Genomic DNA, 20,382 nt, shown 5'->3' with positions numbered 1-20,382 from the left:
CGAACTCACCCGGTTCGCGATCGGCCGATCGTGCGCCCCCCGGTGCACACCTGCAGCCGCACACCGCTGATGCGCCCGAAGCCGGGGGTGGGCTTGCCCGTCCCGGAAGGCGTAGTGATGTCGTACCCGCAGACCCGGGCCTCCAGCCGCGTCGACGCGCCTTCCCAGTCGCCATCGGTGACCAGCACCGTGCATCCTTTGTGCCGGGCGCGGGCCACCACCGCCCGGGCCCGGGTCCGGGTCACCCGGCGCCCGCCCAGCCCCAGCACCACCAGATCCATGCCGTCGATCAGCACCGCGGCCACCTCCACCGGATCGCTGCCGGGATCCGGTATCACCGCCAGCCGGCTCAGGTCCGCCCCCATCTCCACCGCGGCCAGCAACCCGATATCGGGCTGGCCGACGATCACCGCGTTGCCCCCGTCCGCCGTCACCGCGGCCACCATGCGCAGCAACAACGATCGCGCTCCGGACAACACCGCCACCGTTCCCCGCGGTACCAGCGCCGGCCCGGTGGGCACCACTTCGTCCGCCGCGGCGGTGTGCTTACCGGACAGCGCGGCTATCTTCTGACGCAGCTGTTGTAGCTGTTCAGCCCGGTTTTCCGGAGGATGGGCAGAGGCCAAAGCCGCGGACATGACCAGCCTCCAGACACTCGATCATTCGAAAATATGTTCGATGATGCTGAGTAAACACCGGCCCTCCGACAAGCGTCAAGCAACGCAAGAGGCTGCTTTATGCGCGCGTTGCTGGTGTGGCTGCTGGCGCGTTATGAGGCTGACTATTCCCACTCGATGGTGCCCGGCGGCTTGCTGGTGACGTCCAGCACCACCCGATTGACCTCGCGGACCTCGTTGGTGATCCGGGTCGAGATACGCTCGAGCACCTCGTAGGGCACCCGGGTCCAGTCGGCGGTCATGGCGTCCTCGCTGGACACCGGCCGCAGCACGATCGGGTGACCATAGGTGCGTCCGTCGCCCTGCACGCCCACCGACCGGACGTCGGCCAGCAACACCACCGGGCACTGCCAGATCTGGTTGTCCAGGCCCGCCGCGGTCAGCTCCTCGCGCACGATGAGGTCGGCCCGCCGCAGCGTCTCCAATCGCCCGGCGGTGACCTCCCCGACGATCCGGATCCCCAGCCCCGGACCCGGAAAGGGTTGGCGTGCAACGATTTCCTCCGGCAGCCCCAATTCCCGCCCGACCGCGCGCACTTCGTCCTTGAACAGCAGTCGCAACGGTTCGACGAGCGTGAACTTCAGATCGTCGGGCAGCCCACCGACGTTGTGGTGACTCTTGATGTTCGCGGTGCCGCTGCCGCCGCCGGATTCCACCACGTCGGGATACAGCGTCCCCTGCACCAGGAACTCGACCTCGGCGTCCTCTTCCTTGACGACGTCGAGTACCGCGCCTTCGAAGGCCCGGATGAACTGGCGACCGATGATCTTGCGTTTGCCTTCGGGGTTGTGCACGCCCGATAACGCCTCCAGGAAGGTCTGCGCCGCGTCGACGGTGACCAGATTGGCCCCGGTGGCGGCGACGAAATCGCGTTCCACCTGCGCGCGCTCACCGGACCGCAGCAATCCGTGGTCGACGAACACACATGTCAGTCGGTCGCCGATGGCGCGTTGCACCAGTGCGGCGGCCACCGCGGAATCCACTCCGCCGGACAACCCGCAGATCGCATGGCCGTCGCCGATCTGCGCTTGCACCTGTTCGACCAACGCGTTGGCGATGTTGGCCGGGGTCCACTCCGAGCCGATCCCGGCGAATTCGTGCAGGAACCGGTTGAGCACCTGTTGTCCGTGCGGGGTGTGCATCACTTCCGGGTGGTACTGCACCCCGGCCAGGCGCCGTTCGGGTGACTCGAACGCGGCCACCGCCGCTCCCGCGCTGCTGGCCACCACGTCGAATCCGGCCGGCGCCTCCGTCACCGCGTCACCATGGCTCATCCAGACCGGCTGTACCGAAGGAAGATCCGAATGTAGCTGGCCGCCAAGAACTTTCAACTCGGTGCGGCCGAACTCGCTGGTGCCGGTCTGAGCGACCGTGCCACCCAGGGCGGCCGCCATCGCCTGGAACCCGTAACAGATTCCGAACACCGGCAGGCCCAGGTCGAACAGCGCGGGATCCAGTTGCGGAGCCCCCTCGACGTAGACACTGGACGGCCCGCCGGAGAGCACCAGCGCCAGCGGATCGCGCGCCCGGATCTCCTCGATCGCGGCGGTGTGCGGAACCACCTCGGAGAACACCCGCGCTTCCCGGATCCGGCGCGCGATCAACTGGGCATATTGTGCGCCGAAGTCGACTACCAGTACGGGCCGCGGCGAGGCTGATTCCACGGGCACCGAGTTTAGTGTCTGCCCATAGCCGGCACCCGCAGGCATGAATTCGGTGGCGCTTGGGTAGGCACCGAAAGGCAACGAAAACGGCAAAGACCTACCGGAATTGCGCGACAACCTGTGAACTGGTAGCGCCGAACTCCTGCGAAAGTGAGGATCCCCCGTGCTGGGTCTGCCCGATAAGGTGCGCGCGTGTCTGTTCGACCTCGACGGGGTGCTCACCGACACCGCCGGCGTGCACACCAAGGCCTGGAAGGAAATGTTCGACGCTTTCCTGTCCGAACGGGCCGAACGCGACGGAGGCGAGTTCGTGCCGTTCGATCCGGAGTCCGATTACCGCGAGTACGTGGACGGCAAGAAGCGCGAAGACGGAGTGCGGTCATTTCTCGAGAGTCGCGACATCGAACTGCCCGACGGTGATCCCGACGATTCCGGCGAGGCCGACACGGTGTACGGCCTGGGCACCAGAAAGAACGACATGTTCCAGAAGGTGCTGCACGACGACGGGGTGAAGGTGTTCGAGGGCTCGCGTCGTTATCTGGAGGCTGTCTCCGAGGCGGGGCTGGCCATCGCGGTGGTGTCATCGAGCGCCAACACCCGCGACGTGCTGGAGATCACCGGGCTGGATCAGTTCGTGCAGCAACGGGTGGACGGCGTGACCCTGCGTGAGGAGAACATCACCGGCAAGCCGGCCCCGGATCCCTATCTGCGCGGAGCCGAGTTGCTCGACGTCGAGCCGGAGGCTGCGGCGGTGTTCGAGGATGCGATCTCCGGGGTACAGGCCGGCCGGGCCGGTAACTTCGGCATCGTGGTGGGCGTGGACCGAGTGGGCCAGGCCGAGGAGTTGCGCCAGAACGGCGCGGACGTGGTGGTGTCCGATCTCGCGGAACTTCTCGACGACGAGGGGGCGCAGTCATGATCTCCGAGGAAGCATTTCCCGTCGAGCCGTGGCAGATTCGCGAGACCCAGCTCAATCTGAACCTGCTTGCCCAGTCGGAGTCGGTGTTCGCATTGTCCAACGGGCACATCGGATTACGCGGCAACCTCGACGAAGGCGAGCCCTACGGTTTGCCGGGCACGTACCTGAACTCGTTCTACGAAATCCGTCCGCTGCCCTACGCCGAGGCGGGATACGGATACCCCGAGGGCGGCCAGACCGTCGTCGACGTCACCAACGGCAAGATCATCCGGCTGATGGTCGACGACGAGCCCTTCGACGTTCGCTACGGCGAATTACTGGACCACGAAAGGGTTCTCGACCTACGCGCCGGCACGATGGTCCGCTACGCGCACTGGCGCTCCCCCACCGGGAAACAGGTCAAGGTGACCTCCACCCGGCTGGTGTCGCTGGTGCACCGCAGCGTCGCCGCCATCGAATACGTGGTCGAGGCGATCGACGACTTCTCCCGGGTGACGGTGCAGTCCGAACTGGTCACCAACGAGGACCAGCCGCAGACTTCCGACGACCCGCGGGTGGCGGCCATCCTGGAAAACCCGTTGGAGGCGGTCGATCACGAAAGTAAAGACTGCAGAGCAATTCTCATGCACCGGACGCGCAGCAGCGCGCTGATGATGGCCGCGGCGATGGACCACGAAGTCGAGGTCGAGGGACGGTACGAGATCACCACCGACGCCCGCGCCGACCTGGCCCGGGTCACCATCATCTGCGGTCTGCGGCCCGGGCAGAAGCTGCGCATCATCAAGTACCTCGCCTACGGCTGGTCCAGCCTGCGCTCCCGGCCGGCGCTGCGCGATCAGGCCGCCGCGGCGCTGACCAGCGCCCGCTACAGCGGCTGGGAGGGCCTGGCCGACGGCCAGCGCGCCTACCTGGACCTGTTCTGGGACGCCGCCGACGTGGAGGTCGAGGGCGACCCGGAAAGTCAGCAGGCGGTGCGGTTCGGGATGTTCCACATCCTGCAGTCCGCTGCTCGCGCCGAGCGACGCGCCATCCCCAGCAAGGGGCTCACCGGCACGGGTTACGACGGCCACGCCTTCTGGGACACAGAGGCTTTCGTGTTGCCGGTGCTCACCTATACCGTCCCGCACGCCGTCGCCGACGCACTGCGGTGGCGGGCCTCCACATTGGACCTGGCCAAGGAGCGCGCGGCCGAACTCGGCCTGAACGGCGCCGCCTTCCCGTGGCGGACCATCCGCGGTCAGGAGTGTTCGGCGTATTGGCCGGCCGGCACGGCCGCCTGGCACATCAACGCCGACATCGCGATGGCGTTCGAGCGCTACCGCGTGGTCACCGGCGATGACGCGCTCGAAGAGGAATGCGGGCTGGCGGTGCTGATCGAGACCGCCCGGCTGTGGATGTCGTTGGGACACCACGATCGCAACGGCGTCTGGCACCTGGACGGGGTCACGGGTCCCGATGAGTACACCGCGATTGTGCGCGACAACGTGTTCACCAACCTGATGGCGGCCAACAACCTGCGCATCGCCGCCGACGCCGCCAAGCGCCACCCGGACAAGTCGGCCGGAATGGGGGTCACCACCGAAGAAATGGCGACCTGGCGCGATGCCGCAGATTCCGTGCACATCCCGTACGACGAGGAACTGGGCGTGCACCAGCAGTGCGAAGGTTTCACCACTTTCGCCGAATGGGACTTCGAGGAAAACGCCACCTACCCGTTGCTGCTGCACGAGGCCTACGTCAAGATCTACCCCGCTCAGGTGATCAAACAGGCCGACCTGGTGCTGGCCATGCAGTGGCAGAGCCACGCTTTCACCGCAGAGCAGAAAGCCCGCAACGTCGACTACTACGAGCGCCGCACCGTGCGCGATTCGTCGTTGTCGGCCTGCACGCAGGCGGTGATGTGCGCAGAGGTCGGGCACCTGGAACTGGCGCACGACTATGCCTACGAGGCCGCTCTGATCGACCTGCGCGACCTGCACCAGAACACCCGTGACGGCCTGCACATGGCGTCGTTGGCCGGCGCGTGGATGGCGCTGGTCATCGGTTTCGGCGGGTTGCGCGACGACGAGGGCGTGATGTCGCTGGACCCCCAGCTACCCGACGGCATCTCCCGACTGCGATTCCGGTTGCGCTGGAAAGGTTTTCGGGTGACCGTGGATGCCGACCACGAGAATGTCACCTACACGTTGCGCGACGGGCCGCACTCCGAGCTGAAGATCCAACACGCCGGCGAGGACGTCACCCTGAGTACCGAAGAGACCAAAACCTTCCCGGTGCGCGAGCGTGAAGCGCTGCTGCCCCCGCCGCCGCAGCCGCCGGGCCGGGAGCCGCTGCACCGGCGGTCGCTGACCAGGACCGCAACGACGTAACCTCATGCCGGTAGTCTCAACCAGCCATATTCCATTCCAAACGTATGCGTTTGGCCTCTGTTTGATACTGCGATGTGACAGCCAGCAATAGGTTAGGCTAGCCTCAAATCGACCGATTTCTTGCGCCTGACCCGAACCTGTCTGGTAGACGACTTGACATCTGCATACTCACGAATACGCACGTTTCACGGCTTGGTGCTGACCCGGTTGTCTGCAGCCCGCGCCGCGGGCCCCCGCTCCGGATCGACTCCGCGGGCGGACTCCGGGTTACCCGAAATCCCCTTCATCCGTCCCAGCTTTCCGGGACCGGCCGAACTTGCCGAGGATTTCGAACAGATCGCCCACGCCAACTGGTACACCAATTTCGGCCCCAAGGAGCAGCAGTTTGCCCGCGCCCTGGGCGACTACCTCGGCCCCGACCTGCACGTCGCAACGCTGGCGAACGGCACCATGGCACTGATCGCCGCCATGCACCTGACTTTCGGGCCGGGCACCCAAGAGCGTTATGTGCTGATGCCGTCATTCACTTTTGTGGGGGTGGCCCAGTCCGCACTGTGGACCGGCTACCGTCCCTGGTTCATCGACATCGACCCCCAGACCTGGCAACCGTGCACGCGCTCGGCACACGCGGTGCTCGAACGCCACCGCGACAAAATCGCGGGAATCGTGCTGGCCAACGTGTTCGGCGTCGGAAACCCACACGTCGGCGCGTGGGAAGCGCTCGCCGGGGAGTGGGACCTCCCGATGGTCATCGACTCGGCCGCCGGACTCGGATCCGCCTACCCGGACGGCACCTCTGTCGGCGGACGCGGCTCCTGCGAAATCTTTTCGCTGCACGCCACCAAACCGTTCGCGGTCGGTGAAGGCGGGGCACTGGTATCCCGCGACCCGCGAATCGTCGAGCAGGCGTACAACTTTCAGAACTTCGGTTTCGGCAAGGCGCGAAAGTCCGGCCAGCTCGGGATCAACGCCAAGCTGCAGGAGATCAGCGCTGCGATCGGATTGCGCCAACTCGTCGGGCTCGACCACCGGCTGCAGAGTCGGCGCGAGGTCCTGCGGAGTTATCGCTCCGAACTCGATCACCTCGGCATGCAGTTCCAGCAGAACGCCGAGGCGTCCGCCCTTTGTTTCGCCAGCGCCTGCTGCGAGTCCGCCGATCAGAAACATGCCGTCATGGCGAGCATGCGCAGGTATGCGATTCGGGCGCGCGACTACTACAACCCGCCGCAACACCTGCATCCGTATTTCGTGCAGAACGCCGAACTGGTCGCGTCGACAGAGCTACCGGTCACCGCGGACGTCTGTTCGCGAATCGTGTCGTTGCCGGTCCACGACTACATGGCCGACAACGATGTTGCGCGGGTGATCGCAGCCGCCCAGGAAGGGCTGACGCACGGTGGCTGAGGTGATCCCCAAAGTCAGCGTGGTGTCGGTCACCTACAATCACGAAGCGTACATTCGCGAGGCGCTCGACGGCTTCGTCGCTCAAAAGGCCGATTTCCCCATCGAAGTCATTGTTGCCGACGACGCCTCTACGGACGCGACTCCGGCAATCATTCAGGAATACGCCGACCGCTACCCTGACCTTATTCGGCCGATCCTTCGACCGGAGAACATCGGGATCCACGCGAACTTCGCGCAAACTCTGTCAGCCGCGCGGGGTGAATACCTCGCACTGTGCGAGGGTGACGACTTCTGGACTGACCCGCAGAAAGTCACCAAACAGGCCTCCTTCCTCGACCTGCATCCAGAAGTATCTGTCTGCTTCCATCCGGTGCTGGTCATCCACGACGACGAAACGCCGGATTCAGTCTTTCCGCCACTGCTTCGACGTCGCAACCTGAGCATGGGCGCGCTGCTGGCGGGAAATTTCATCCAGACCAACTCGGTGATGTACCGCCGCCGAGATGACTACCACCTGCCGCGTGACATCATGCCGATCGACTGGTATCTGCACGTACTGCACGCGCTCGACGGCGAGATCGCGATGCTGCCCGAGACTATGGCGGTGTATCGGCGCCATTCCCAAGGTATTTGGTACGACGCCGACCGCAACCGTCAGAAATTCTGGGAGACGCGTGGCCGGGGCATGGCGGCGACGGTGGAGGCAATGCTCGATCTGTTTCCCGACAACCGCGAGTACGAACAGATCATTGGCCGAGTCGCCGACATCATTTTTGCCGAAATGGCAAGAGTGCCGGGCGACGCGGGGCGCGCCGTTCTCCTGGAATCCATCGCCAACCACCCGCGGTTAGCCATGCTGTCTTTTCAACACCGTTGGAATCACACGCCGTTGAGGCGAATCGAGCACAGACTGCAGAACAATTTGGCCCTGTTGCAGAAGAATGCGCGCACTTACTCTGCCCGCATCAACCCGCGGCGACGTACTGTTCGCTGACCCGCACCGCCGTCAGCGGGTGGCGATCGCCGGCTTCCGCACCACGTAGAGCACGGAGCTGAGCGCCAAACCGTGTCGAGCGAAGGTCTCATCGCCGAAGGTGTTGCGGTCGAGCTCCGATAGCTCGAAGCCGCAGCGGCGAATTCGGGCGCACAGCGTTGATCGGTCGTAGAGACGCAGGTGGTCGCCCTGGGCGAAGCGGCGCCATCGCTCCCGTTCGTCGCTTACCGTGGGATCCTCGTCAAAGCTGCCGTCGGGCAGCACCGGGGTCATCACGATGCCCCGGCCACCGGGCGCAAGGATCCGGTAGAGCTCAGCCAGGGCGCGGCCATCGTCCGGAACATGTTCGAGGACATGCGAACAGATGAAAAAATCGAATTCGCCCTCCACATAGGCCGTCATGTCCATGATGTCAACGACATCATCCACGTCCGACATCATCAGGTCTGCGGTGCGATACTGCAGGTCGGAGCGACCGCGCAAGTAGGCCGACAACGAAGGCGCAGGGGCGAAGTCGACGATCCGCCTCAGTCCATCAGGCTGCAGGAAGCGGTCGACGTACAGTTTGTAGAGCCGGTCGCGATCAGACGCACCACACAGCGGGCAGAGGTAGTCGCGGTGATTAAGGGTCTCGAAATCGTCTAAGGCATAACTGAATTCGTATTCGGCCAGCGTTCGGCCGAGTTGGCGGCTGATGCTCGTGAACCGGACCCGCGCCCCACACAGGTTGCATTCGCCGGGTCCCCGGTACAGCAGTCCGCGGATGACCCGTCCAACGTCGTGTGCTCTGCTCACACCAGTGAGTCCGCCAGATCGGCAGCCGCGCGCAGCGACGCGAGCAGCACAGCGGCCAACGATTTCGCCAACGAACGGATCCGGGGTGCACTTTCCACATGCCAGAAGCGGAGCCTGGGGTTGAAGTTGCCGCCGATCAACGGGCCGATGACGTAGAAGTTCTGTGCGGCCTCGAAATCGTCGTTGACGAGCACGCCGCGGTTGGTGCGGTTGGGCCGGCAGATCCCGTTCTGCATCGCACTGACAAGCAAGGGTGAGGAACAGCTGTCGAGTTCCTCGAAGCCACCGCAATTGACCACCACGGCGAACTCCACAGGGTGGGTGTGCTCGCCGTCGGCGTCCCGATAACGCACGACGGCCCGGCCGGCGGCGCGCGCATCGACCCGCAACACTTCCCCGGCGAGCATGGCCAGCTGTCCGGCAGCGGCCAATTCCGTTGCGGCCATTCGACAATCGCGCCCCGCCCGTCGCACCAGCTTGGTGTAGTTCATCCCGTGCACACAGAAGAATTCTTCCTGCTGCATCGCGTCCATCTTCGTCAAAGCCTGCACCAGCAAGGCGTCCACGCCGTGGTAGAGATCGGCCAGGTTCATTGACCTTGCCGCCGCCGTCGCCAGATCCGCGCTGATCGCACCCATCAGCTCCGCCGCGGTAACGACTTGTTCCGACAACAGTGCGTTCAGTTGCGCAAAGTCGAAGTCTGTTGACCCATCGCAGATTTGGTAGGGCAGCACGCCGGAGCGGGAGATCACGGTGATGGAGCTGACCCGTTCGCGGATGGACGCATCGTGGCGCATCAGGTAGAGGGCCTCGAGCGACGTGGCATTCGACCCCACGATCAACACGTTGCGCTGCGCGGGCACTTCGACGCCATCGAGAGCTTCTCGCACCCGCAGCAGCGTGGCGTCCTCATCGGGAAGGTAGAGGTCGTTGATGTAAGTGAACGGCTGGTTGGCGTCGCAACCAACGATCGTCCTGGTCAACGGGCTGCCGGTCGCTAACACCACTCGGTCGGCCTCGAGCCGGGCCGGACCGTGCCCGAGGGGGTTCAGCTCGACCCGGTAGCGGCCGTCCACCGACCGGATACCGACCGCTTCGGCGCGGACGGTTTCCACCACGGCCAGTCCGCGCTCATCCAGCGCGGCGATGGCACGTTCGACCTGCTCGGCGATGAACACGCCGAAGACATGCCGGGGCAGATAGAGCTCGCCCCATCGGTTGGCTTCCACAGCTTCGCCGTTGTCGCGCAACCAGCGTTTCGCCGCATCGCCTCCGTCGGCGCAAAACGCGCTCAGCCAGCGCGACTTGTTGGATTGCAGCCACGCGATGTACGCCGAACGCTCCGGCTCGGCGATGAACTCATCCAGCTGCTGGATGGCGAGCGAGCGAACGCTGGTGCGCCGCCCGTACGGGATTCCGCACCACAGCTGTTGGTCACGTTCGATCACTGCTATGCGCAGCCTGGCGGGGGGTGGCGGACCGTCCAGCAGGCCCTGTGCCATTTCCAGCAGGGTCATGGAGCAGGCGATCCCACTGCCGACGAACACCATGTCGACGGTGTGCGGCATGCAATCCACCCCTATCCCTGACAGCGACCGGCCACGGCAAATTAGGTAAGGCTAACATAATGCTGCCGCGCCGGCCGGGTCTGCAGCGCTGCGTCAGAGATGCTCGGGTTCGAGAACGACGCGAACGTACACCTTGCGACCCGACCCGTCGAGAAACCACGCATTGCGGAACTCATCGTGGGTCAACGCACGCAGGCGGTTCAGAAGATCGCCGAAGGTGCCCTCCTCGGCCAGGTCCAACTGCCGGAGTCTTTCGAAGTCCTTCTTGTAATTGAGGTTGCCTTCGACCGGCGGCGGCGTGGTCTGGTAGCTACCGTCGCGGACAGCGCCGAAGTGCTCGAGCACCAACTCTCGCTCGATGTCCATCAGTCGGGCGTAGACCGTGCCCGAGGTATCCCACGGTTCGATCTTGCATTCCTGTTGGGCAATGATCGGGCCGTGGTCCAATTCCTCGTCGATCTCGTGCATGGTGACGCCGACTGGCAACCCATTGATCAGCGAGAACACCTGCGGGTACCAACCGCGGTTGTAGGGATTGAGACCCGGGTGCACGTTCACACACCTGATCCGCTCGATCAGGTCGGCAGGGAACTTCTGTTTGCAGTGCAGGGAAAGCAACAGGTCGTACCGGTCGACGACGTCGTTGGCCTGGTCCACCACATTCAGTCGCTCAACGCCGGGCAACCGGCCATGCTGCGACTGGTACACGTCGATACCGGGGTGGCGTCGTTGTAATTCCACCGCCACCGCGTGGGCGTGGACGTTGTCGGTCAGAATCAGCGTCCGGACGTCGCCGCTCAGCCTGGCACCCCCCGAAGCCATCGCCACCCGCCTACCCTACGTCAGTGCGGTTCGATCAACCGCGCGGACTCGGCGGTCACCGATTGCCGCAGATCGGCGTCGGGGAGGTCCTCGAGTCCGGTGGCCGAGCGCAGCATCGGTTCGAAAAGCCGCCAACCTAATTGCAGGGCAAGGGCATTGGCGACACCCAACCGTGCGTCCGATTCCTCGTCGTGCCGACTCAGCGCGTGGTCGAGCAGTGGTGCGACGTTGGGAAATCGCATCTGCAACTGCTCGGCCTGATACCCGTCGAGCAGGGTGCGCGCCCACACCCGGGTCTGACGGTCGAGAGCGCGTTCGATGTCCGCCGGGGGCGCCTGAGCCTGCAGCAGCCTGGTCAGGTCTGCGCCCAGGTAGTCCAGCACGGCACTGACCAATTGGTCTTTGGCCCCGAAGTGGCGAAAAACCAACCCGTGGTTGACCTTTGACCGGGCAGCGATGTCACGGATCGAGGTCGCGGCCGGACCGCGCTCGGCGAACAGATCGGCCGCCGCTTGCAGCACCGCCGCCGCGACCTCTTCCCGGCCCGTGGGAATGCCGCCGCGCTCCGGCCCGGCCGCCCGCGTAGTCACCCGTCTACATTAAACCTTGCAGGGCCGTAGTCACTTGACTACACTCAGCATTACGTAGTCAGTTGACTACAACATTTCCACCAAAGGACGACCATGACGAACCAAATGACCGTGCAGAAGCTGGGCAGCCGCATCGGCGCCGAGATCAGCGACGTGCGCCTCGACGGCGACCTCACCCCCGGCGCCGTGGCACAGATCCGCGCCGCGCTGCTCACCCACAAAGTGATCTTCTTCCGCGACCAGCACCACCTCGAAGATCAGGGGCAGCTGGAGTTCGCGGCACTGCTGGGCACCCCGATCGGCCACCCTGCGGCCGCCGCCTTCGCAGCCGACGCGCCGGTGATCACGCCGATCAACTCCGAGTTCGGCAAGGCCAACCGCTGGCACACCGACGTCACCTTCGCGGCCAACTACCCGGCGGCCTCGATCCTGCGCGCGGTCACGCTGCCCGACTACGGCGGGTCGACACTGTGGGCCAATACCGCCACCGCGTACTCCGAGTTGCCGCAACCGCTGAAGTGTCTGGTCGACAACCTGTGGGCGCTGCACACCAACCGCTACGACTACGTGCAGACTGCACTGAGCGACGCCCAACGAGCGTTCCGGCAGGTGTTCGAAGCACCCGATTTCCAGACCGAGCACCCGGTGGTGCGGGTACATCCCGAGACCGGTGAACGCACCCTGGTCGCGGGCGACTTCGTGCGCCGCTTCGTCGACCTGGACAGCCAGGAGTCGAGCGCGCTGTTCGAGCTGCTGCAGCGGCGAATCACCATGCCCGAGAACACCATTCGGTGGAACTGGGCCCCCGGCGACGTAGCCATCTGGGACAACCGGGCCACCCAGCACCGAGCCGTCGACGACTACGACGACCAGTACCGGCTGATGCACCGGGTCACCCTGATGGGCGACGTGCCCGTCGACGTGCACGGGCAACGCAGTCGGGTGCTCAACGGTGCACCGTTGGCTTTGGCTGGTTAGTCAGCCCGTCTTGCCGACCGGCTCGATCGGCAACCAGCGCAGCGCGCCGGGCGCATCGGCGGGCACCACCGGGTGCTCCGGCTCGATCGGGTCCAAGCGCCGGTAGTCGTCGCCCTGCAGTGGCCGCAGGTCCTGCTGGCCCTTGTTCGGCCACAGCGACGCCGCCCGCTCAGCCTGTGCGGTGATCGACAACGACGGGTTGACGCCCAGGTTCGCCGAGATCGCCGCCCCGTCGACGACGTACATCGTCGGGTAACCGTAGACGCGGTGATAGGGGTCGATGACACCGTTGGCGGGGCTGTCGCCGATCGCCGCACCGCCCAGGAAGTGGGCGGTGAGCGGGATGTTGAACAACTCGCCCCAGGTACCGCCCGCCACCCCGTCGATCTTCTCGGCGATGCGCCGGGTCACCTCGTTGCCCACCGGAATCCAGCTGGGGTTCGGCTCGCCGTGGCCCTGCTTGCTGGAGAACCAGCGAATACCGAGCTTGCCGCGCTTGGTGAACGTGGTGATCGAGTTGTCCAAGTGCTGCATCACCAAGGCGATCATGGTGCGCTCACTCCACTCCTTGGGATAGAGCAGCCGCAACATCCTGCGCGGATCCTCGCGGGCCTGGTCCAGCAGCTGGCGCCAGCGCGGTACATCGGTGCCCTCGGGTCCGCTGCCGTCGGTCATCAACGTCTGCAGCAACCCCATCGCGTTGGAGCCCTTGCCGTAGCGGACCGGCTCGACGTGGGTGTCCGCCGTCGGGTGGATCGACGACGTGATCGCCACGCCGTGCGTCAGATCCAGGTCCGGGTTCACCGTCAAGGTCGCCGCGCCGACGATCGACTCGGAGTTGGTCCGGGTGAGCACCCCCAGCCGGTCGGACAGCTTGGGCAGTTTGCCCTTGTCGCGCATGTTGAACAGCAGATGCTGGGTGCCCCAGGTGCCGGCCGCCAAGATCAGGTGCTCCGCGGTGTAGGTGCGGCGGTCCCGGCGCAGCCAGCTGCCGGTGCGGACGGTCTTGACTTCCCACAACCCGTCGGGGCGTTGCTCGAAACCTTTCACCGTCGTCATCGGAATCACTTCGGTGCCAGCCGATTCGGCCAACGCGAGATAGTTCTTCAGCAACGTGTTCTTGGCCCCGTGCCGGCAACCGGTCATGCAGCATCCGCACTCCAGGCATCCGGTGCGGGCCGGCCCGGCACCCCCGAAGAACGGGTCGGGCACCGTCACGCCCGGCGCCTTCTCCCCGTCCGGACCGAAGAACACCCCGACCGGGGTGGGCACCCAGGTGTCGCCGCACCCCATCTCGTCGGCGACTTCTTTGACGATCCGGTCGGCGTCGGTGAAGGTCGGGTTGTAGACCACGCCCAGCATCCGTTGGGCCTGCTGGTAGTGCGGCATCAGTTCGTCGCGCCAGTCGGTGATGTGTTTCCACTGCTGGTCGTTGAAGAACGGGTCCGGCGGGATGTACAGGGTGTTGGCGTAGTTCAGCGAACCCCCGCCCACCCCGGCGCCGGCCAGGATCAGCACGTTTTTCAGAGGGTGGATGCGCTGAATGCCGTAGCACCCCAACCGGGGCGCCCACAGGAACTTGCGCAGGTCCCAGGAGGTTTTGGCGAACTGGTCGTCTTCGTAGCGGCGGCCGGCCTCCAGCACGCCCACCCGGTACCCCTTCTCGGTGAGGCGTAACGCGCTGACGCTGCCGCCGAAACCCGAACCGATGATGAGGACGTCGTAATCCGGCTTCATTGCTGCAGTATGACCGGCTTTACACAGACGTAGCCAGTAAGCCACCCCTAAGTGGGGGCGGTCAGCCGGCCACCGTCAGACCGACCTTCTGGAACTCCTTGAGGTCGCAGTAGCCGGCTTTGGCCATCGCGCGGCGCAACCCACCAACCAGATTCAGGGTGCCGAACGGGTCGTCCGACGGTCCGTTGAGGACCCGTTCCAGCGGCGGGCGTTCGCCCAGGGCGATCTGCAGCAACGCCCCACGCGGCAGCGACGGATGCGCGGCGGCCGACGGCCAGAACCAGCCCTCACCCAGCGCCTCGGCGGCCTCGGACAGCGGAGTGCCCAGCACCACGGCGTCAGCGCCGCACGCGATCGCCTTGGCCAGCTCACCGGAGTTGTGGATGTCGCCGTCGGCCAGCACGTGCACGTAGCGCCCGCCGGTCTCGTCGAGATATTCGCGCCGCGCGGCAGCCGCATCGGCGATCGCGGTTGCCATCGACACGCTGATGCCCAGCACCTCATCGGTGGTGGTCACTCCCCTGGTCGCGCCGTAGCCGACGATCACGCCGGCCGCACCGGTACGCATCAGGTGCAATGCGGTGCGGTGGTCCTGCACGCCCCCGGCGACCACCGGGATGTCGAGTTCGGAGATGAAGCTCTTGAGGTTCAACGGTTCGCCGTCGCGGGCCACGCGCTCGGCCGAGACGATGGTGCCCTGGATGACCAGCAGGTCGATGCCGGCCTGCACCAGCACCGGAGTCAGCGCCTGGGCGTTCTGCGGGCTGACCCGTACCGCCGTCGTCACTCCGGCTTCGCGGATGCGGGCCACCGCCGCGCCGAGCAGGTCCGGATCCAGCGGCGCGGCGTGCAGTTCCTGCAGCAGCCGGATCGCCGCGGCCGGTTCGGGCTCCTTGCTGGCAGCCTCCACCAGCTGCGCGATCTTGGCCGGCACGTCGGCGTGCCGCCCGATCAGCCCTTCCCCGTTGAGCACTCCCAGACCGCCGAGCCGGCCCAGCTCGATGGCGAACTCCGGGGACACCAGCGCGTCGGTCGGGTGCGCCAGGACCGGGATCTCGAACCGGTACGCGTCCAGCTGCCACGCCGTGGACACGTCCTGCGACGAACGCGTGCGCCGCGACGGCACGATGTTGATCTCACTGAGTTCATAGGTACGACGGGCGTTGCGGCCCATGCCGATCTCGACCATGGCCTGTTCGCTGCTCACCGCGCGTAGTAGTTGGGGGCTTCGACCGTCATGGCGACGTCGTGCGGATGGCTTTCCTTCAGTCCCGCCGGCGTGATCCGGACGAACTGCGCCTGCTGCAGCACCTCGATGCTGGGCGAGCCGGTGTAGCCCATCGCCGCCCGCAGGCCACCGGTGAGCTGATGGATGACCGAGCCAAGCGGGCCGCGGAACGGCACCCGGCCCTCGATGCCTTCGGGTACCAACTTGTCCTCGGACAGTGCGTCGTCGGCGAAATAGCGGTCCTTGGAGTAGGACTTGCCGCCCCCGCGTCCCTGCATGGCGCCCAGCGACCCCATGCCCCGGTAACTCTTGTACTGCTTGCCGTTGACGAAAATCAGGTCACCGGGAGCCTCGGCGGTTCCGGCCAGCAGCGAGCCCAGCATCGCCGTCGACGCGCCGGCGGCCAGCGCCTTGGCGATATCGCCGGAGTACTGCAGCCCGCCGTCGGCGATCACCGGGACGCCGGCGGGTGAGCACACCGCGACCGCCTCCAGAATCGCCGTGATTTGTGGCGCGCCGACGCCGGCCACCACCCGGGTGGTGCAGATCGAGCCCGGCCCCACGCCCACCTTCACCGCGTCGGCACCGGCATCGACCAGCGCTGCGGCCGCCGATCGGGTGGCGACGTTGCCGCCTACCACTTCCACCCGGTCGCCCACCTCGAGCTTGAGCTTGTTGACCATGTCCAGCACCAGCCGGTTGTGCGCGTGCGCGGTGTCGACCACCAGCACGTCGACCCCGGCGTCCACCAGCATCATCGCCCGCACCCAGGCGTCCCCGCCGACGCCCACCGCCGCGCCCACCAGCAGTCGGCCGTCGCTGTCCTTGGTGGCCAACGGGTGTTGTTCGGTCTTGACGAAGTCCTTGACGGTGATCAGCCCGGTCAGCCGGCCGTGGCCGTCGACGATGGGCAGCTTCTCGATCTTGTTGCGGCGCAACAGGCCAAGCGCCGCGGACGCGCTGACGCCCTCCTGGGCGGTGATCAGCGGGGACTTGGTCATCACTTCAGCGACCTGTTTGTTCTGATCCACCTCGAACCGCATGTCCCGGTTGGTGATGATCCCGACCAGGGCGCCGTCGTCGTTGACGACGGGCAGGCCGGATATCCGGAACCGGGCACACAGCGCGTCGACCTGGGCCAACGTGTTGTCGGGCCGGCACGTGACGGGGTCGGTGACCATGCCGGCCTCGGACCGCTTGACCATCTCGACCTGACCGGCCTGTTCAGCGACCGGCAGGTTGCGGTGCAGCACGCCCATGCCACCGGCGCGGGCCATCGCAATGGCCATACGCGACTCGGTGACGGTGTCCATCGCGGAACTGACCAGCGGCACCTTGAGCCGGATCTTCTTGGTGAGCTGGCTGGCGGTGTCGGCGGTGCCGGGCACCACGTCGGAGGCCGCCGGCAGCAGCAGGACGTCGTCGAAGGTCAGCCCGAGCATCGCGATCTTGTGCGGGTCGTCACCACCGGTCGGCACCGAGTCCCCGGCCAGACCGCCAACCCGCACGTAGGGGCTTCCGACCAGGTCGGAACTGTCTTCGAGGCCGGACATGCCACGGGACATCGGCAAGGCCCTCCAAATGCATGCTTGGGTGGAAAGGCTCATCCTATCGGCTCTTGGACCCCGCCCGGCTCACGGCATCTGCGTGGCGCACCACCAGCTGGTGGCCGCGCGGCACGCCTCGGCAATTTCTGGCGTAATCCCTGCCCTGCTGCGTAGGCTGTGGGAGTGCGCGACCACCTTCCGCCGGGTTTGCCGCCCGATCCCTTTGCCGACGACCCATTGGACCCGTCGGCGGCGCTGGAGGCCGTAGAGCCCGGTCAACCTCTCGATCAACAAGAGCGGATGGCCGTCGAGGCGGACCTGGCCGACCTGGCGGTGTATGAAGCACTGCTGGCGCACAAGGGGATTCGCGGACTCGTGGTGTGCTGCGACGAATGTCAGCAGGATCACTACCACGACTGGGACATGCTGCGTGCCAACCTGCTGCAACTGCTCATCGACGGCACCGTCCGCCCGCACGAGCCGGCGTACGACCCCGAACCGGACGCCTACGTCACGTGGGATTACTGCCGCGGTTATGCCGATGCCTCGCTCAACGAGGCGACGTCAGACGCCGACGGTTTCCGCCGCCACCTCTAGGGTGTCGTCGGCGGGTCCGGAATTTCACTTGGTGTCGTCGAGTGCCGATGCCGATGCCGCGTTTTCGACGACGGCGTCGGGTTGTCGGTCGGTGACGGTGGCGTGCTGGTCACCGGAGCCGGCACAGTCGTTGTCGGCACAGTCGTCGTCGGCACGGTCGTCGTCGGCGCGGTTGTCGCCGGCACGGTCGCGGTCGGTGTGGACGACGGCACCGGCGCGGTCGTGGTCGGCTGTGGCGTCGTAGTCGGGATCGGCGTCGGCGAGTTGGCCGGCGGCGACGCGGGCCGGGAGGCCTTCGGGGCACGTTGTTCGACCTTGGTGTTGAGCTGGTCCAGCTCGGCCAACAATCCCTGCCTGCGGCTGCCGTCGTTGACGCCGCGCAATGTGCTGCTGACTTCGGCCAGCTGGGTCTGCGCCTGGTCCCACTGGCCCTCGGCGATCATCTGTTCGGCCTTGGCCAGATCAGCCTTGGCGGACAGCGCGATCTGGTCATCGCTGACCCTGGGCTCGTTGAACATCATGGCGTGCAGCCCGTACAGCAGGTCGCCGGGTTTGGCGTCGGCGATTACCGCCCCGAACCCGCTGAGCGCCAATAGCGTTGCGGCCACCGAACCGACCGCGGCCAGTCCGCGCCGGCCCCCGCGGCGCTCCAGGATTCCGTGCCGCAGCGCCGCTTCGGCTTCGTCCTGGGAGACCAGCGCGCTGGCCGGCGGCCACCGCAGGTCATCGCGCCACTCGCCCAGCAATTCGACCAAGGCCTCGTCTTCGAGGCATTCGAAGTCCTCGACTCCCGCCTCGGTGCGGGCGGCCAAGGCGTCCAGCAGCAGGTCGGTCTGTGCCACCGCGTCCAGGGCGGGCCGGTCACCTCGGCTGAAGTCGGATCTGTAGTTACGCATAATCACCTGCCGCGACGATTTCGTCCTTCAACCGTTGAAGGGCGCGGTGCTGAGCCACCCGGACCGCTCCGGTGGTGCTGCCGACAGCAGCGGCCGTCTCTTCGGCGCTCAGCCCGACCACAACGCGCAGAATCAGGATTTCGCGTTGTTTGGCCGGAAGAATTTCCAGCAGTTCGTTCATCCGGGTGACCGAATCGGCTTCGATGGCCCGTTGTTCGGGACCGGCGTCATGGGAACGGCGTTCGGGTACCTCTTCGGCCGGATAGGCCAGATCGCGGCCCGCTGCGCGATGGGCGTCGGCGACCTTGTGGGCCGCGATGCCGTACAGGAAGGCCAGGAATGGGCGGCCTCGGTCTCGGTAGCGCGGTAGCGCCGTTATGGTGGCCAAGCACACCTCCTGAGCCACGTCGTCCGCGGACAACCCGCTCCGCTCGACGGTGCCGACCCGCGCGCGGCAGTATCGGACGACGATTGGACGGATGGTCTCCAGCACCTCCCGAAGCGCATTCCGGTCCCCGGCTGCGGCCTCTACGACCACGGCGTCGAGACGTTCCCCTTGCATTGTCATCGACGGTGGTTTCTCCAAAGTCACGGACGGGCTACATCCCGGGCTAACTCGCTGATCGACAATCACGGGCGGGCAGGAATGTCAGGCGTGACGCCAGGCCCCCCCGGCGCGTTGTACCTCACCTGCGCAAATATCCCGGATTTCGACGAGTTCAGACAGCCCCTGTTCTTCAACCGTGACGCTTCCGGTATCGATCAGCAAGCAAGCCAGCGCCCAGCGCAGCGGTACCAGGCCGAGGGGTTCGCTGGCCCGCAGCGCGGCCTCGGCGACGGCGCGGGCCGCCTCGACGTCGCCGGCGCTGCACAGCGCAGCCGCCAGGACCACGTCGCTCTTGATGCGGTGACGTGCCGAGGCGCCCGTCATCTGCCCGGCTTTGACGACGGCGCTCTCGGCGCGAGCCACCGCCGTCTTGCCGTCGCCGGAGGCCATGGCAAGCTCTGCACCCACCCAGCCGCGGCGCACCGCGAGCCGGTCGGACGTGTGGGCCGCCATCTCGGCTCCCCGCAGCGCGGCGTCCGCACGGGATAGCAACGTCGCCGCCACACCGAAGCGGCCGACCCCCAATGCGTCGGCTGCCAGCCCGATCAAAGCGTCGGCGCGCGCCTCGGGGTCGTCACCGGCCAGGGCGACGGCGCGACCGTCCCAGCCGCGCGCCAGCGTGTGCCAACCCAATTGCCGCAGGAACGACCCCTGGGTGCTGTGCGCCAGCGAGGCCAGCGGTCCGCGTGTTACCCGGCGGCGCAGTAGCGCCAGGTCGGCGTAGGCGCTGCCGTACCGGCCCTGGCCGCCGGCGGCAACGGCACGCAGCCACAACTCGTGGGAGTTCGTCGCCGCCGGCAACGGCCAGGTGCCGGGCCGGTTGCCGAACGCCGCATCGGCCAGCGTCGCGGCAACGTCGGTCGCGGCAGAGGTCCCGCCTGTGGCACTGCCCGCAGTCCCGGCTGTTTCCATGGCGCAATTGTCACCAGTGCCCGACGACGACCCCCGACGGGGGGCGATGGCACCGGCGCAGCGCCGCCGAACTGCAAC

18 protein-coding genes are annotated in these 20,382 nt (G+C 66.3%); 6 read left to right on the top strand and 12 right to left on the bottom strand.

Annotation, left to right across the window (positions count from 1 at the left end; translation table 11 throughout):
- Window positions 1-5: 5 nt before the first annotated feature.
- Complete coding sequence (imuA', locus tag AC5Y6Y_RS06790) at window positions 6-638, bottom strand: DnaE2-dependent mutagenesis accessory factor ImuA' (RefSeq protein WP_473139766.1); 633 nt, start codon at window positions 636-638, stop codon at window positions 6-8.
- Between the two features lie 143 nt (window positions 639-781).
- Window positions 782-2,386, bottom strand: a complete 1,605-nt coding sequence (gene guaA / locus AC5Y6Y_RS06785) for a glutamine-hydrolyzing GMP synthase (RefSeq protein WP_499917926.1) — start codon at window positions 2,384-2,386, stop codon at window positions 782-784.
- Window positions 2,387-2,504: 118 nt separating this feature from the next.
- Here guaA and AC5Y6Y_RS06780 point away from each other — a divergent pair, with 118 nt between their 5' ends.
- The 4 genes from AC5Y6Y_RS06780 (at window position 2,505) to AC5Y6Y_RS06765 (ending at window position 8,027) form a co-directional block, all read left to right on the top strand.
- The gene (locus AC5Y6Y_RS06780; RefSeq protein ID WP_473139767.1) at window positions 2,505-3,260 is read left to right on the top strand and encodes a beta-phosphoglucomutase family hydrolase; all 756 of its coding nucleotides are present in this window, start codon (window positions 2,505-2,507) and stop codon (window positions 3,258-3,260) included.
- Window positions 3,257-5,629 carry a glycoside hydrolase family 65 protein gene (locus AC5Y6Y_RS06775; protein WP_463825918.1) on the top strand — a complete coding sequence of 791 codons (2,373 nt, stop codon included), beginning with the start codon at window positions 3,257-3,259 and terminating at the stop codon, window positions 5,627-5,629. Before AC5Y6Y_RS06780 ends, AC5Y6Y_RS06775 begins: the two co-directional genes overlap by 4 nt.
- A gap of 207 nt (window positions 5,630-5,836) precedes the next feature.
- Window positions 5,837-7,033 (top strand): DegT/DnrJ/EryC1/StrS family aminotransferase, encoded by a 1,197-nt coding sequence (locus AC5Y6Y_RS06770; RefSeq protein ID WP_473139802.1) that lies wholly within the window; start codon window positions 5,837-5,839, stop codon window positions 7,031-7,033.
- Entirely contained in the window at window positions 7,026-8,027 is a 1,002-nt protein-coding gene (locus tag AC5Y6Y_RS06765; RefSeq protein ID WP_473139768.1) for a glycosyltransferase, read from the top strand. Before AC5Y6Y_RS06770 ends, AC5Y6Y_RS06765 begins: the two co-directional genes overlap by 8 nt.
- A gap of 12 nt (window positions 8,028-8,039) precedes the next feature.
- Here the strand turns inward: AC5Y6Y_RS06765 and AC5Y6Y_RS06760 are convergent, their stop codons facing one another.
- The 4 genes from AC5Y6Y_RS06760 to AC5Y6Y_RS06745 all read right to left on the bottom strand — a co-directional run bounded on the left by AC5Y6Y_RS06760 (window position 8,040) and on the right by AC5Y6Y_RS06745 (window position 11,802).
- The gene (locus AC5Y6Y_RS06760) at window positions 8,040-8,822 is read right to left on the bottom strand and encodes a class I SAM-dependent methyltransferase (protein WP_473139769.1); all 783 of its coding nucleotides are present in this window, start codon (window positions 8,820-8,822) and stop codon (window positions 8,040-8,042) included.
- Entirely contained in the window at window positions 8,819-10,390 is a 1,572-nt protein-coding gene (locus AC5Y6Y_RS06755; protein WP_473139770.1) for an FAD/NAD(P)-binding protein, read from the bottom strand. The genes AC5Y6Y_RS06760 and AC5Y6Y_RS06755 overlap by 4 nt, the downstream gene beginning before the upstream one ends.
- Window positions 10,391-10,483: 93 nt before the next feature.
- Window positions 10,484-11,212 (bottom strand): dTDP-4-amino-4,6-dideoxyglucose formyltransferase, encoded by a 729-nt coding sequence (locus tag AC5Y6Y_RS06750; protein WP_473139803.1) that lies wholly within the window; start codon window positions 11,210-11,212, stop codon window positions 10,484-10,486.
- Window positions 11,213-11,232: 20 nt separating this feature from the next.
- Complete coding sequence (locus AC5Y6Y_RS06745; RefSeq protein ID WP_463825914.1) at window positions 11,233-11,802, bottom strand: TetR/AcrR family transcriptional regulator; 570 nt, start codon at window positions 11,800-11,802, stop codon at window positions 11,233-11,235.
- A gap of 93 nt (window positions 11,803-11,895) precedes the next feature.
- Between AC5Y6Y_RS06745 and AC5Y6Y_RS06740 the strand changes: the two genes are divergently transcribed.
- Window positions 11,896-12,780: a TauD/TfdA dioxygenase family protein gene (locus AC5Y6Y_RS06740; RefSeq protein ID WP_473139771.1), complete on the top strand. Its 885-nt coding sequence runs from the start codon at window positions 11,896-11,898 to the stop codon at window positions 12,778-12,780.
- On the opposite strand, the gene AC5Y6Y_RS06735 is transcribed toward AC5Y6Y_RS06740, so the two are convergent.
- The 3 genes from AC5Y6Y_RS06735 to guaB form a co-directional block, all read right to left on the bottom strand.
- Window positions 12,781-14,517, bottom strand: coding sequence for a GMC oxidoreductase (locus AC5Y6Y_RS06735; RefSeq protein ID WP_463825912.1), 1,737 nt, complete (start codon window positions 14,515-14,517; stop codon window positions 12,781-12,783).
- 61 nt (window positions 14,518-14,578) lie between these two features.
- The gene (locus AC5Y6Y_RS06730) at window positions 14,579-15,706 is read right to left on the bottom strand and encodes a GuaB3 family IMP dehydrogenase-related protein (protein ID WP_463825993.1); all 1,128 of its coding nucleotides are present in this window, start codon (window positions 15,704-15,706) and stop codon (window positions 14,579-14,581) included.
- A 14-nt stretch (window positions 15,707-15,720) separates the two neighbouring features.
- A complete protein-coding gene (guaB, locus tag AC5Y6Y_RS06725; RefSeq protein ID WP_463825911.1) occupies window positions 15,721-17,310 on the bottom strand; it encodes an IMP dehydrogenase in 1,590 nt (529 codons plus the stop codon).
- Between the two features lie 165 nt (window positions 17,311-17,475).
- Between guaB and AC5Y6Y_RS06720 the strand changes: the two genes are divergently transcribed.
- Window positions 17,476-17,889: a DUF5319 domain-containing protein gene (locus tag AC5Y6Y_RS06720; RefSeq protein ID WP_236981250.1), complete on the top strand. Its 414-nt coding sequence runs from the start codon at window positions 17,476-17,478 to the stop codon at window positions 17,887-17,889.
- Here AC5Y6Y_RS06720 and AC5Y6Y_RS06715 read toward each other — a convergent pair.
- The 3 genes from AC5Y6Y_RS06715 to AC5Y6Y_RS06705 all read right to left on the bottom strand — a co-directional run bounded on the left by AC5Y6Y_RS06715 (window position 17,886) and on the right by AC5Y6Y_RS06705 (window position 20,304).
- Window positions 17,886-18,785 (bottom strand): anti-sigma-D factor RsdA, encoded by a 900-nt coding sequence (locus AC5Y6Y_RS06715; protein WP_473139772.1) that lies wholly within the window; start codon window positions 18,783-18,785, stop codon window positions 17,886-17,888. The two genes, AC5Y6Y_RS06720 and AC5Y6Y_RS06715, sit on opposite strands and share 4 nt — an antisense overlap.
- Window positions 18,778-19,353, bottom strand: a complete 576-nt coding sequence (gene sigD / locus AC5Y6Y_RS06710) for an ECF RNA polymerase sigma factor SigD (RefSeq protein ID WP_463825909.1) — start codon at window positions 19,351-19,353, stop codon at window positions 18,778-18,780. The genes AC5Y6Y_RS06715 and sigD overlap by 8 nt, the downstream gene beginning before the upstream one ends.
- An 81-nt stretch (window positions 19,354-19,434) precedes the next feature.
- Window positions 19,435-20,304 carry a hypothetical protein gene (locus AC5Y6Y_RS06705; RefSeq protein ID WP_473139773.1) on the bottom strand — a complete coding sequence of 290 codons (870 nt, stop codon included), beginning with the start codon at window positions 20,302-20,304 and terminating at the stop codon, window positions 19,435-19,437.
- Window positions 20,305-20,382: the final 78 nt, after the last annotated feature.

This window comes from Mycobacterium sp. NGS24, assembly GCF_059813065.1.
The sequence above is the reverse complement of the archived record's forward strand: the minus strand, read 5'-3'. Positions and strand labels throughout refer to the sequence as shown.